This is a genomic window from Xanthomonas sp. LF06-19, from assembly GCF_034105425.1.
Lineage (GTDB): Bacteria > Pseudomonadota > Gammaproteobacteria > Xanthomonadales > Xanthomonadaceae > Xanthomonas_A > Xanthomonas_A sontii.
Genome location: NZ_JAXGGH010000005.1, coordinates 1 through 13,349 on the forward strand (window position 1 = coordinate 1; position 13,349 = coordinate 13,349).

General features: G+C 69.9%; 12 protein-coding genes. 5 read left to right on the forward strand and 7 right to left on the reverse strand.

Translation table 11 applies throughout. The features are described from left to right. Window positions 1-355: recombinase family protein (locus SLW55_RS11165; RefSeq protein ID WP_320745130.1), on the reverse strand; the 355-nt coding region annotated here is incomplete at its 3' end. 36 nt (window positions 356-391) lie between these two features. On the opposite strand from SLW55_RS11165, the gene rimO reads away from it, so the two are divergent. Further along, window positions 392-1,798 (forward strand): 30S ribosomal protein S12 methylthiotransferase RimO, encoded by a 1,407-nt coding sequence (gene rimO / locus SLW55_RS11170; protein WP_320745131.1) that lies wholly within the window; start codon window positions 392-394, stop codon window positions 1,796-1,798. A gap of 42 nt (window positions 1,799-1,840) precedes the next feature. On the opposite strand, the gene greB is transcribed toward rimO, so the two are convergent. Beyond that, on the reverse strand, window positions 1,841-2,347 hold the full coding sequence (gene greB / locus SLW55_RS11175) for a transcription elongation factor GreB (protein WP_017911327.1): 507 nt from the start codon (window positions 2,345-2,347) through the stop codon (window positions 1,841-1,843). Between the two features lie 108 nt (window positions 2,348-2,455). On the opposite strand from greB, the gene SLW55_RS11180 reads away from it, so the two are divergent. Beyond that, entirely contained in the window at window positions 2,456-3,895 is a 1,440-nt protein-coding gene (locus SLW55_RS11180) for a rhomboid family intramembrane serine protease (protein WP_320745132.1), read from the forward strand. Window positions 3,896-3,956: 61 nt separating this feature from the next. Here SLW55_RS11180 and SLW55_RS11185 read toward each other — a convergent pair whose 3' ends face one another. Further along, window positions 3,957-5,237, reverse strand: coding sequence for a hypothetical protein (locus SLW55_RS11185; protein WP_320745133.1), 1,281 nt, complete (start codon window positions 5,235-5,237; stop codon window positions 3,957-3,959). A 249-nt stretch (window positions 5,238-5,486) separates the two neighbouring features. Here SLW55_RS11185 and nudK point away from each other — a divergent pair, with 249 nt between their 5' ends. Further along, window positions 5,487-6,089: a GDP-mannose pyrophosphatase NudK gene (nudK, locus tag SLW55_RS11190; protein WP_267100168.1), complete on the forward strand. Its 603-nt coding sequence runs from the start codon at window positions 5,487-5,489 to the stop codon at window positions 6,087-6,089. A gap of 129 nt (window positions 6,090-6,218) precedes the next feature. Here the strand turns inward: nudK and SLW55_RS11195 are convergent, their stop codons facing one another. After that, window positions 6,219-6,671, reverse strand: a complete 453-nt coding sequence (locus tag SLW55_RS11195) for a GFA family protein (protein ID WP_295926825.1) — start codon at window positions 6,669-6,671, stop codon at window positions 6,219-6,221. A 58-nt stretch (window positions 6,672-6,729) separates the two neighbouring features. Then, a complete protein-coding gene (locus tag SLW55_RS11200; protein ID WP_320745134.1) occupies window positions 6,730-8,346 on the reverse strand; it encodes a helicase HerA-like domain-containing protein in 1,617 nt (538 codons plus the stop codon). Window positions 8,347-8,567: 221 nt separating this feature from the next. Between SLW55_RS11200 and SLW55_RS11205 the strand changes: the two genes are divergently transcribed. After that, a complete protein-coding gene (locus tag SLW55_RS11205; RefSeq protein ID WP_320745135.1) occupies window positions 8,568-10,166 on the forward strand; it encodes a transglycosylase SLT domain-containing protein in 1,599 nt (532 codons plus the stop codon). 680 nt (window positions 10,167-10,846) lie between these two features. Here the strand turns inward: SLW55_RS11205 and asd are convergent. Continuing rightward, a complete protein-coding gene (asd, locus tag SLW55_RS11210; RefSeq protein ID WP_295912135.1) occupies window positions 10,847-11,692 on the reverse strand; it encodes an archaetidylserine decarboxylase in 846 nt (281 codons plus the stop codon). Further along, window positions 11,689-12,339 (reverse strand): SCO family protein, encoded by a 651-nt coding sequence (locus SLW55_RS11215; RefSeq protein WP_010340523.1) that lies wholly within the window; start codon window positions 12,337-12,339, stop codon window positions 11,689-11,691. The genes asd and SLW55_RS11215 overlap by 4 nt, the downstream gene beginning before the upstream one ends. A gap of 79 nt (window positions 12,340-12,418) precedes the next feature. Between SLW55_RS11215 and prmB the strand changes: the two genes are divergently transcribed. After that, a complete protein-coding gene (prmB, locus tag SLW55_RS11220; RefSeq protein ID WP_160960969.1) occupies window positions 12,419-13,345 on the forward strand; it encodes a 50S ribosomal protein L3 N(5)-glutamine methyltransferase in 927 nt (308 codons plus the stop codon). Window positions 13,346-13,349 lie beyond the last annotated feature (4 nt).

Sequence of the window (13,349 nt, forward strand, 5' to 3'; positions counted from 1 at the left end):
GAAGCCGCTCCCTGCTGTAGGCCTTGCCGTCGCTGGCGGTGACTACCGTGATGCCGGCATTTACAATCTGGGCCAGTTGCGCCTGTGCCTGGATCGGCTCGGCGCGCGAAAGCCGGTCGAGTCCTTCGACCACCAGCACCGATCCCGCCTCGATCCGTCCAGCCTGTACCGCCGCCAGAAACGCCCCGAGCGCTCCTGACGTCACGTGCCGCTGGTGATAGGCTGACAGCCCTTCATCCAGCATCGTGAGCTTGTTGTCCAGCTGCAGACCGTGCTCCGCCGCCCATTTTGACGCGTACGCCTCCTGGCGCTCGCGGCTGTGGCCGGCCGCCTGGCTCGGGTCGGAAAAGCGCATGTAGCTATAGACAAGACCATTCACAGTTCACCCCACATGACAGAAACGACTGCACAGGCGGCCCGACAGCCGCGTATAGGTATGGTAAGCCTTGGGTGCCCGAAGGCCCTTGTCGATTCCGAACGCATCCTCACCCAGCTGCGCGTGGAGGGCTATGCGATCGTGCCCAGCTACGACGCCGCCGACGTGGTGGTGGTCAACACTTGCGGTTTCATCGATTCGGCCGTGGCCGAGTCGATGGAGGCGATCGGCGAGGCCATGGCCGAGAACGGCAAGGTCATCGTCACCGGCTGCCTGGGCAAGCGCTCGGAGCAGATCCGCGCGGCCTATCCGGACGTGCTGGCGGTGTCCGGCCCGCAGGACTACCAGAGCGTGATGGAAGCGGTGCATGCGGCGCTGCCGCCGCGCCACGATCCGTTCGTGGACCTGCTGCCGCGCGCGCGGGGCGCCGAGGACGACATCGGCGTCAAGCTGACCCCGCGGCACTACGCCTACCTGAAGATCTCCGAAGGCTGCAATCACCGCTGCAGCTTCTGCATCATTCCGTCGATGCGCGGCGACCTGGTGTCGCGCCCGGTCGACGAGGTGTTGCGCGAGGCCGAACGCCTGGTCAAGGGCGGGGTGCGCGAGTTGCTGGTGGTGTCGCAGGACACCTCGGCCTATGGCGTGGACCTGAAGTACGCCGAGCGCGAGTGGCGCGGCCGCAGCTATCAGACGCGGATGAAGGCGCTGTGCGAGGGTCTGTCGGAACTGGGCGCGTGGGCGCGCCTGCACTACGTGTATCCGTACCCGCACGTGGACGACGTGATCCCGCTGATGGCCGAGGGCAAGTTGCTGCCGTACCTGGACATCCCGTTCCAGCACGCCAGCCCGCGCATCCTCAAGTTGATGAAGCGGCCAGGCGCGGTGGAGCGCACCCTGGAGCGCGTGCAGCGCTGGCGTGCGCTGTGTCCGGAAATCACCCTGCGTTCGACCTTCATCGTCGGCTTCCCCGGCGAGACCGACGCCGAGTTCGAGCAGTTGCTGGAGTTCCTGGACGCCGCGCAGCTCGACCGCGTCGGTGCCTTCGCCTATTCGCCGGTGGAAGGCGCCAGCGCCAATGCGCTGCCGGATCCGGTGCCGGAGGAACTCAAGCAGGAGCGGCTGGCGCGCTTCATGGAGCGGCAGGCGGCGATTTCCGCCGCGCGCCTGGAAGCCAAGATCGGCACGGTGCAGGAGTGCCTGGTCGACCTGCTGGAGGACGGCATCGCAGTGGCGCGCTCCAAGGCCGATGCGCCGGAGATCGACGGCCTGGTGCATATCCAGAACGGCGGCGAGCTTGGGCTGAAGCCGGGCGATCTGGTGCAGGTGGAGATCACCGACAGCGACGAGCACGACTTGTTCGGCGATGCCCTGCCGGCGCAGGCGTCGTCGGCAACGCCGCTGGATCTGCGGGTGCTCTGACGCTGCAGGCGGCGGCATGCGTGGCGCCACGGCGCCGCGCGCTCACGGCGCGGCGTAGTCCACCGCCACCACCACGAAGCTGTGGCGGCCGCCGGGCAGCTGCGCTTCCACTTCGTCGTCGACGCGCTTCTTCAGCAGCGCACGCGCCAGCGGCGAATCGATGCTGATCCAGCCGCGCGCCGCGTCGGTCTCGTCCGGGCCGACGATGCGGTAGCGGCGCAGTTCGCCGCTGTCGGCATCCTCCAGTTCGATGTGCGCGCCGAAGAACACCGCCTGCGGGTCGGACGGCGCCTCGGCGACCACGCGCAGCGCTTCCAGGCGCTTGCTCAGGTAGCGCACGCGTCGGTCGATCTCGCCCAGTTGCTTCTTGCGGTAGGTGTACTCGGCGTTCTCCGAGCGATCGCCCTCGGCCGCCGCCGCGGCCAGCGCCTTGACCACCTCGGGCCGGCGCACCCGCCACAGTTCCTCCAGCTCGGCCTTGAGCCGGGCATGGCCTTCCGGGGTGATCAGGGCGGTGCTTTTTTCGGCAGGGGGACGCCAGCGGCTCATCGGTGCGACTGCGGTGGAGCGGGGTGGCGATGCTAGCGCGTGCCTGCGGCTTGCGCACCCGCAGGCGATGGCCGAAGCTGGCGCCGCCCCGCACATGGACGTTCTTCGATGTTGATCCTGCCGCTGCACAAGCCGCTGTCGCGGGACAATTTTCCGTTGGTCACGCTGCTGCTGATCCTGCTCAACATCGCGGTGTACGCGGGCTGGCAGCGCCACGACGCGGCGCCGCTGCGGCAGGCGCAGCGCTACTACCTGGACTCCGGTCTCGGTGCGCTGGAAGCGCCGGCCTACGCGCGCCATCTGGAGCGCAGCGGTCAGCGCGAGGCGTTGGCGCAACTGCAGCAGGTACCGGCGGCGGAGCGGCCGGCCTTCGTCGGCGCCGCCACCGTGCACGACGTGCGCTTCGTGCAGGCCATGCGCGACGGCAGCGCCTTCGCCGATGCCGATGCACAGCAGGCGTGGACGCCGCTGCGCGCGCGTTACGACGCGCTGCTGCAGCGCGTGTTCACCCTGCGCCATGTGCAGCGCAGTTCGGAATGGGCGCCGGCGCGCATGCTCAGCGCGGCGTTCCTCCACGCCGACGCCATGCACCTGCTCGGCAACATGCTGTTCCTGCTGGCGCTGGGCACGCTGCTGGAAGGCGCGATCGGCGGCTGGCGGTTCCTGGCGGTGTACCTGCTCGGTGCGTTCGGCGCCAGCGCGGCCAGCCTGTGCTGGCGTTGGGGCGAGGCCGGGGCGGGCCTTGGCGCGTCCGGGGCCATCGCCGCGCTGATGGGCGCGTTCTGCGTGGTGTGGGGCCGGCGTCCGGTGCGCTTCTTCTATTGGGTGGCGGTGCTGTTCGACTACGTGCGTGCGCCGGCCATCGTGCTGTTGCCGCTGTGGCTGGGCTGGGAGCTGTACAACCTGCTGTTCAACGGCGATGCCGGCATCGGCTTCGACGCGCATGCCGGCGGACTGATGGTCGGCGCGCTGCTCGGTGCCGTGCTGGTGGCAACCGGGCAGACGCGCGAGGCCTTCCTGCGCGACGATGGCGGGGCGCCGGCCGATGACCGCTGGGAGCGTGCGCAGGCGCATCTGGGCCGGCTGGAGCACGTCCAGGCCGGCGCATTGCTGGACGCGCTGGCGGCGGAAGCGCCGCAGCGCTTCGATGTGGCACTGGCGCGCTATCGCCTGGCCGCGAACGCCGGCCAGGTCGCGACGGCGCGGCTGCGTGCGTTGGACGTGCTGCGCCTGGCGGCGCCGTCCGTGCAGGAGGCGCAGCAGCAGGCGGCAGTGCTTGCCGCGGCCGGCGATCTGGATGCACCGATGCGTGCGGCGTTGTTCGCGCGTTGGGTGGCGCTGGGAATGCTGGCCGAGGCCGAGACGCTGCTGGCGCAGGATGCGGTGTCGCCACGCGAGCAGCAGGCGCAGGCCTGGTTCCGGCTGGCGCTGGGCCATGGCGAACGCCAGGCCACGGCGGAGTGGCGGCGCGTGCTGCAGGCGCTGGTCGAGCGCTACCCGGACCTGCCGCAGGCGGACAAGGCGCGGTTCCTGCTCGCCAACGCGTGAGGGCGCGGCCCGGTACCGAAGCGGGGCATGTTGGCGCGCCCCGCACCGTGCGCGACTGGCGCTAGACCGGCGCGATCGTCACCGCGCGCAACGCCGCCTGCAGCTTGCCGCGCTGCACCTCGTCGTCGCAGCGGCTCAGCGCGTGTTCCAGCAGGCCGCGCGCCTGCGCGTCCTCGCCGAAGCGTTCGGCCAGCAGCAAGGCAGCCTGCAGCGACCAGGTGCTGTGTTCCGGTGCCTTCGGCCAGGCACGCAGCGCGGCCTGCAGGCCGTCGGCGGCGAGCCGGAACTGGCCGGCCAGCTGCGCGCGTTCGGCCAGCAGCGTGGCCTGTTCCGGCAGCAGCGGCACGAAGTCGGGATCGGCATCCAGCGCCTCGCGCTGCAGGGCCAGTGCCCGCCGTTCCTGCTTCTCCTGCAGCAGCCGGTGGATGTACTGGCGGGTGTGCTCGCGGCGTTCGTCCTGGCGCGCACTGCCGCGCAGCAGACGCTGGTACAGCTCGTGCACGCCCAGGCTCACCGCGCGGGTGCGCACTTCGCTGCGCAGCACCTGCAGCGCGTCGTCGGTATGGCCGTCGCGCACCAGCTGTTCGGCCTCGTCGAGTACGCGCTGGTCCGGGTCGTGTCGGGTGAAGCCGCTCGCGGCGTCGGCGGCAGGTTCGTAGCCCAGCACGGCGTGATACTGGTAGACCAGATAGCCCATCAGGTGGAAGGCGGCGAACAGGCCCCAGATCGTCACCACGGTGACCGCCAGGTCGGCGACCAGCGGCGGCAGGACGCGCTGCAGCCAGGCGGCGGCACCCAGCGCGCTCGCCTGGATCACGAACAGCAGGCCGAACGCGGCCAGGTACGGCCAGCCGATGCGCAGCGCCAGGCCGATCGACACCGCCGGGTTCAGCGCGCGGCGCAGGCTGCCGTCCATCGCCAGGAAAATCAGGATGCCCGGCTGCAGCAGCACCACCGCCAGCAGCATCAGCAGGCCGCCGACCGGCCCGGTCAGCAGCAGCGCGGCGAACACCGCCACGCCGAGCAGGATCATCATCGCCAGCAGCCGCAGCACCACGCCGTCGCCGATGTCGAAGCCACGTTCCGGCGCGTCCAGGTAGCCATCGGCGGTGTGCCGCAGGATCTCGAAGGCGTACTTGTAGATGGCCAGGGTGGTGACGATGCCCAGGATCCAGCCGATGCCGGGCAGCATGCCCAGCAGGCTGCACAGGGTCAGCGCGATCAGCGCGTACAGCGCGCCGCCGCGCAGCGGATACAGCGCGATGGCGCGGGTGCGCGCCCAGAACGGTTCGGGTGTGCTGCGGTGTACGCGGCTCGCGCCCGCGCGACGACGGTCTTCCATGACGCCCCCTGTCTACGAAGTGTGACGATTGTGCGGGTCGGCTGCGGCGCACGCAATCGGGCGCCTGGCTGGGGGGCGGCAGCGCAATGCGGACGGCGGCACCGAGGGAGTGTGGTCGGTTGCGCAAAGCGCACCCCGTGCCGGCGCGCAGGGGTGCGTGCTGGCTACACTGCCCGGTCGAACGGCGGCAGAGGTGTGGCGGGTGCCGCGCCTGCGGCCTGCCGTGTCCCTTGTCCCTTGGAGTTTCGCTTGGACCCTTCGTTCGTTTCCGGCAACCCGCGCGTGCGCGTCACCAACATCGAAGTGCTGTCGGACAACTGGTACGTGCTGCGCAAGGTCAGCTTCGATTTCCAGCGCCACGACGGCAGCTGGCAGGCGCTCACGCGCGAGGCCTACGACCGCGGCAACGGCGCGACCATCCTGCTGTACAGCCGCGCCAAGCGCACGGTGATGCTGACCCGCCAGTTCCGTCTGCCGACCCTGCTCAACGGCAACCCCGACGGCATGCTGATCGAGGCCTGCGCCGGCCTGCTTGATCGCCACGATCCGGAGACCTGCATCCGCAAGGAGACCGAAGAGGAGACCGGCTACCGGATCGAGAACGTGCGCAAGGTGTTCGAGGCGTTCATGAGTCCGGGTTCGGTGACCGAGCGGCTGTACTTCTTCGTGGGCGAGTATGTCGATCGCGACAAGGTCGGTACCGGCGGTGGCGTGGCCGCCGAGGGCGAAGAGATCGAAGTGCTGGAGCTGGCGCTCGATGCGGCGCTGGCGATGATCGACACCGGCGAGATCGCCGACGCCAAGACCATCATGCTGCTGCAGTACGCCAAGCTGCACGGTTTGCTGGCCTAGCGTAGCTTTATCGGTTCTTGTCTCTGCGGGTGGCATCGCCAGGATCGAAGGCCGCGCCTAACAGCGCATCCAGCGTTCTGAACGCTGCGCCTGTCGATCGCTGGTGACGACGGTGTGCGGCAGGCATGCTCAGGTGTCAGCGATGACCCATTGCACGTCCGGCACCCACGCCTGCCGCCATCGGGCCATTTTTGCCTCGGCGTCCAGCCATTGTGGGGACACCGGTGCTGCGGCCCCCAACGCCGGCGTCTTGTTCAGACAGCCGGCATTGACGGCACCGTAAAGCCGCCCCTGATGCTCGAACGTGACCGCGACCAGCACCCCGCACTGGCGGCACAGCTGGAATTGCGCGGCCTCCGCACCCTGGCGATAACGATGCACGGCCTCGGCATGCGTGGCCGTCAGTCGCAGCGTGCCGGCGGGATCGGAAACGTATCCCGCACCATGCTTCTGGCAGAAGCTGCAGTCGCAGGCGCGCGGACGGATGTCCTCGGCCGGTTGATCCGTCGAGAACGCGACGGTCAGGCAGCCGCAGTGGCAGCTTCCCTGGAGCGTTGTCGGCTTGTCTTGCCGCGACATCATTGAAAGGCGCTCATCGCGTTCCTGTCCATGCTGGAGCTTCCTTTGGCGTCGGCCGCGCTCAGCGCTTGCCGCCGAAGATACTGCCGAAGATGCCGCGCACGATCTGCTGGCCGATGCGGTTGCCGATGGTGCGCGAGGTCTGCTTGGCCATCGCCTCGAGCATGCCCTGGCGGCGCTTGGTGCCGAACACCGCGTCCTTGACCGCCTGGCCGAAGCCGCTGTCCTGCGCTTCGTCCTGTTCGCGGGTGCGCGCCGGCGGCGCGGCACTGTGGTCGGCGCTCTGCTCGACCCGGCGCGCCAGCAGTTCCGCCGCCGATTCGCGATTGACCGGCGTGTCGTAGCGCGTGCCGACCGGGCTGCCGGCGCGCACCTGCGCGCGCTCGGCGTCGGTGATCGCGCCCATGCGGCAGCGCGGCGGGGCGATCAGGGTCTGCTGCACCGGTGCCGGCACGCCCTTGTCCTGCAGCGTGGACACCAGCGCCTCGCCGGTGCCGAGCTGGGAGATGGCCTTGGCCACGTCCAGCTTGGGATTGGCCACGAAGGTTTCGGCGGCGGTGCGCACCGCCTTCTGATCGCGCGGCGTGTAGGCGCGCAGCGCGTGCTGCACGCGGTTGCCGAGCTGGCCGAGGATGCTGTCGGGCACGTCGTCCGGGAACTGCGAGCAGAAGTACACGCCCACGCCCTTGGAGCGGATCAGCCGCACCACCTGCTCGATGCGCTGCACCAGCGCCGGCGGCGCATCGTCGAACAGCAGGTGCGCCTCGTCGAACACGAACACCAGTTTCGGCTTGTCCAGGTCGCCCACTTCCGGCAGCCGCTCGAACAGTTCCGACAGCAGCCACAGCAGGAAGGTCGAGTACAGGCGCGGCTTGAGCACCAGTTGCGCGGCGGCGAGGATGCCGATCACGCCGCGACCGTCGTGGTCGACCCGCATCAGCTCGGCCAGGTCCAGCGCCGGCTCGCCGAAGAAGCCTTCGCCGCCCTGGGCCAGGCGCAGCAGCGCACGCTGGATCGCCGCCACCGACGGCGCGCTGACCAGGCCGTACTCGGTGGAGATGTCCTTGCGCTCTTCCACCACCAGCGCCAGCAGCGCGCGCAGGTCGTCCAGGTCGAGCAGCAGCAGGCCGCGGTCGTCGGCCAGCTTGAACACGATGTCGAGCACGCCGGCCTGGGTGTCGTTGAGTTCCAGCACGCGCGCCAGCAGGGTGGGGCCCATCTCGCTGACGGTGGTGCGCACCGGATGGCCGAGCTTGCCGTACAGATCCCAGAACAGCACCGGATTGGCCGCAGGGGCGTAGTCGGCCACGCCGATCTCCCGGGCGCGCTGCAGCACCTTCTCGTTGCCATTGCCGGGCATTGCCAGGCCGGCCACGTCGCCCTTGACGTCGGCCAGGAACACCGGCACGCCGATGCGCGAAAAGCCTTCGGCCAGCGTCATCAGGGTCACGGTCTTGCCGGTGCCGGTGGCGCCGGCGACCAGGCCGTGGCGGTTGCCCAGGCGCGGTTGCAGCAGCACTGCGATGTCGTCGGTCACGCCTTTGCCTAGCAGGATCGGGTCCATATCGGGGTCCGCAGTGAGATGCCCGGATTCTAGAACGTACGCGGCATGGCCGAACGCGTGCGAGCCACCGCGGGCGCGCTGCGCCGGCCTGCAACTGCCGGCACTCCCGGCCAACCGCGGTCTTTGCGAGGTGTGGTCGTTCGCGGGGGCGGCACCGGCGTGGCGGACGACATCGGTGGCGCGGGAGCCAGCGCGCGCGGTACTTGTGTTGCGGTGCGGGATGGCCGCCGGCGATGAACCCTGGCCCCGCCGCGGGCCGGACCCTGGTCGCCGCGACCTTGCCGCGATGCGACGGCGGGGGCTACCCTGCGGCCTTTCCGTCGCCGCGTCCCACCATGCCCCTTCCGTTCCGCTTCACCCACGCGTGGCCCGTCGCGGCTGCCGTGGCGCTGACCTGCACCGCTCCTGCCGCCCAAGCCCGTGTGTCCGCCCGCGACCAGGCCGCCATCGCCGTCCTCGACCAGCGCCTGGCCGCCGCCGAGAAGCGCTACAACGACGCCCTGGTGCTGGTCGGCAACAGCGACCCCAAGGGCACCCAGGAAAGCGACGCCGCACTGGAGGACATCGAGGACGTGATCCAGGCCTGCATCAAGCAGCGCGGCTGCGAGGTGGGCACCTATCTGGGCGCGTACAAGCGCCTGCTGAAAGCCAAGGCCGACGCGCAGGGCCAGGCCAGCGACACCGATGCCGCCGACGACGATTCCGCGCCGCTGCAGGCCGACCCCGACCACATCAGCCCGCTGGCCGCGGACGTGCCGGAAGCCGCGCGTGCGGCGCGCCTGCTCAACGACAAGCGCCACGCCTTCGATTCGATGGTGGAGTACAACCCGGCGGTACAGGCCGGCATCCGCCGCTGGCTCACCGACATGCGGCCGGCACTGATGAGCAGCTACGAGAACTACCAGAACCTGCGCGCGATCATGTGGCCGGAGTGGGAGAAGCGCGGCCTGCCGGAAGCGCTGCTGTTCGGCATCATCGCCAAGGAGTCCAACGGCCGTGTGCACGCCAATTCGCGGGTGGGCGCTGCCGGGCTGATGCAGTTCATGCCGGCCACCGGGCGCCGCTTCGGCCTGGGCCCGGACGGTACTGGCTTCGACACCCGCTACGATGCGCGCAGCGCCGCCGAGGCCAGCGCGGTCTACATCAACGAGCGCATGGCCGAACTCAACCGCAGCGTCGAACTGGCGCTGGCCGGCTACAACGGCGGCGAAGGCCGCGCCGCGCGCGTGTTCAACCAGATGCCCGGCCGCAGTTTTTGGGACGCGTCGGTGTACAACCAGTTCCCGGCCGAGACCAAGGACTACGTGCCGATGGTGATCGCCGCGGCGTGGATCTTCCTGCACCCGCAGCAGTACGGCGTGGCCTTCCCCAAGATCAATGCGCAGCCGGCCACGCTGCGTCTGGCCAAGTCCACCACCATCTACGAACTGACCATCTGCCTGGGCAGCGACGGTACCCGCGACGGCTACATGCGCGCGCTGCGCAACCTCAACCCGCGCTACGAGCCGGACGGCTGGATCCCGGCCGGGGTGACCATCAACGCCACCACCAAGATCGTCGGCCTGTACAACCGCTACTGCGTCAGCGGCCCACGCGCCGACCTGGCCCGTGCGCTGATCACCGCCGACGTTACCTCCGCCGTGCGCAGCGGCAGCCCGGCGCCGGTCGCCGACCTCACCGGCAACGTGGCGGTGGGCGACGTCAGCCCGGTCGCCGGCGTGCCGACCACGGTGGCCACCGGCCGTCCCGCGCCGGCCAAGCCCAAGCAGAAGCAGGTGCGCAACTACCGCGTGGCCAAGGGCGACACCCTGGGCCGGATTTCCGACCGCCACGACTGCGACCTGAAGGAGCTGGCTAAGGCGAATGGCTTGCGTGCGCCGGGTTATTCGCTGAAGCCGGGGCAGTCGCTGAAGCTGGTGGGCTGCGAGAAGTAGGGCGCTGTCGCTCCCTTCTCCCTCCGGGACAATGGCCCCTTTTCGGGGGAAGGTGGCGCGCAGCGCCGGATGAGGGTGCGGCTGCCGCAGTGTTGGGCGCGTGGCTTTTCGGTCATCCATCGCGGACGGACCGTCTGTCACCGTCCATGCGTCGGGACTGAAGTCCCTCCCACAGTGGGTGCCGTTGTATCTCACGGGTCGCTAGCTGAAGCTCCGGCCGCGAGACACGAGCGCGGCCCATCCCTTCTCCCCCTGGGACCATGGCCCCCTTTTCGGGGGAAGGTGGCGCGCAGCGCCGGATGAGGGTGCGGCTGCCGCAGTGTTGGGCGCGTGGCTTTTCGGTCATCCATTGCGGGTTGGCGGTCTGTCACCTTCCATGCGTCGGGACTGAAGTCCCTCCCACAGTGGGGCCATTGCATCTCGCGGGTCGCTAGCATGAACGTCGACCGCGAGATCCAAGCGCGATCCCCATCCCTTCTCCCCTCGGGACCATGGCCCCCTTTTTCGGGGGAAGGTGACGCGTAGCGCCGGATGAGGGTCGGGCCATTCGCAGTCTCGGGCGTGTGGCTTGCCGTCATCCATTGCAGGTAGGCGGTCCGTCCAGCGTCCATGCGTCGGGACTGAAGTCCCTCCCACAAGGGTGTCTCTGCACAAAGGGGCCGCAGCGCGGCCCTCGCACCTCAGCGCACCAGGCGCGCCAGTGCCTGCCCCAGCCGCACCGGCGATTCCGCCTTCAGCGTCGGGTCGAACGCGGCCACGCCGGGCGGCAGCAGCACGATCACCGTGGAGCCGTAGTTGAAGCGCGCCATCTCCTCGAACCGCTGCAGGGTAATCCCCTTGCCGCGCCAGTCCTTGCGGGTGATGCGGTCGGCGTAGCGCGGGATCTCCACGCCGCTCCACACCGTTTCCACGCCGGACACCAGCAGCGCGCCGACCATCACCGACACCATCGGGCCGAAGTCGGTGTCGAAATGGCAGACCAGGCGCTCGTTGCGCGCGAACAGGCGCGGCACGGTGCGCACCGCGTCGGTGCCGACGCTGAACAGCCGCCCCGGCACGTGCACGGTTTCGCGCAGGGTGCCGGTCCAGGGCATGTGCACGCGGTGGTAGTCGCGCGGCGACAGGTACACGGTGGCATACAGGCCATTGGCGAACGGGGCCGCGGCCGCATCGTCGCCGAGCAGTTCGGCGGCGGTGAACGACTGCCCCTTGGCCTGGAAGATGCGCCCGTCCTCGATCCGGCCGAGCTGGCTGATGCGGCCGTCGGCCGGCATCAGCAGCGCCTGCGGGTCGGGGGCGGCGACGCGCGCGCCCGGCTTCAGCGCGCGGGTGAAGAAGGCATTGAAGGTCGGGTAAGCGGTCGCGTCCGGTTGCGCAGCCTCGCTCAGGTCCACGCCGAAGCGGCGCACCACCGTGTCGATCAGCCACTGCTTGAGCCCGGGCCGCGACGAATAGGCCAAGCGTCGCGCCAGCGAGGACAGCAGCCGGTGCGGCAGCACATAGGTCAGACGGGTGGTCAGGCTCATGGGGCGGTGGCCTTGGTCAGGGCCTGCAGGTCGGCGGCGATCGCGGCGGCATCGAACGGCGGGCGGATCAGCCCGGCCTGGCGGCCCTGCGGGTCGAGCACCGCGATCGCGGCGGAGTGGTCCATGCTGTAGTCGTTCGGGTTCTCGGCGTAATGCTTACCCGGCACCTTCTGGAACACGAAGCCCAGCGCGGTGGCGAAGCGCTCCAGCTCGGGCACGTCGGCGGTGGCGGCGATGGTGTCCTTGTGGAAGGCGTGGGCGTACTCGCCCAGCCGCGGCAGGGTGTCGCGCTGCGGGTCGACCGAGACGAACAGCACGCGCGGGCGCAGCGTGTCCGGCAAGGTCTCCCATTGCTTCTGCGCGCGCGCCAGGTCGGCCAGGGTGGTCGGGCACACGTCCGGGCAGGCGGTGAAGCCCAGGAACACCAGGGTCCAGTGTCCCTTGAGCTCGCCCGGCACCAGCGGCGTGCCGTCGGTCTGGCGCAGGTGGAAGTCGGGCAGGGGCCGCGGCTGCGGGTACATGCGCACCGTGCGGGTCTCCGGCCAGGCCGGGGCGGCGCTGCCGCCGAAGTACTTCTGGGCCAGCAGCAGCCCCAGGCCGGCGGCCAGGGCAACCACCAGGACGATGCCGAAGGTGCGGTTGAACATACTGATTTCCCATGCAACGAACGCTCATCATAGCGGCCGGGCCTCTATAATCGGGGGCCGAATTGCCTTGCCTGTTGCCATGACTGCCGACGCGGCCGCCGAACTCCACACGATCATCGACCTGATCCGCTACGGCACCAGCCGTTTCAACGCCGCCGGGCTGAGCTTCGGCCACAGCTACGACAACGCCCTGGACGAGGCCACGCAACTGGTGCTGCATGCGCTGCACCTGCCGCACGACCTCGGCCCGGCCTACGGCAGCGCGCGGGTGACCACGCCGGAGAAGGCGCAGGTGCTGGCGCTGTTCGAGCGCCGCATCGCCGAGCGCATCCCCGCCGCCTACCTCACCGGCGAGGCCTGGTTCGCCGGGCTCAGCTTCAAGAGCGATGCGCGCGCACTGGTGCCGCGCTCGCCGATCGCCGAGCTGATCGAAGCCGGGTTCGAGCCGTGGCTGGCCGGCCGCCCGGTGGAGCGCGCGCTGGACCTGTGCACCGGCTCGGGCTGCATCGCCATCGCCATGGCCCACTACAACCCGAACTGGCAGGTGGACGCGGTCGACATCAGCGACGACGCGCTGAGCCTGGCCGCCGAGAACAAGGAGCGGCTGCTGGCCGACAACGTCGAACTGGTCAAGTCCGACCTGTTCGCCGGGTTGGGCGGGCGCCGCTACGAACTGATCGTGACCAATCCGCCCTACGTCACCCACGCCGAGACCGATGCGCTGCCGCCGGAGTACGCGCACGAGCCGGAACTGGGCCTGCGCGCGGGCGACGACGGCCTGGACCTGGCGCTGAAGATCCTGCGCGACGCGCCGGCGCACCTGAGCGAGGACGGCCTGCTGATCTGCGAAGTCGGCGAGTCCGAACGCGCGCTGGCGCAGCTGCTGCCAGAAGTGGACTTCGCCTGGGTCGAGTTCAAGGTCGGGCAGATGGGCATCTTCGCGGTGGAGCGCAGCGAGCTGCTGACGCACCATGCGCGCATCGCCGCGCTGGCCGCGGACCGGTGACGCA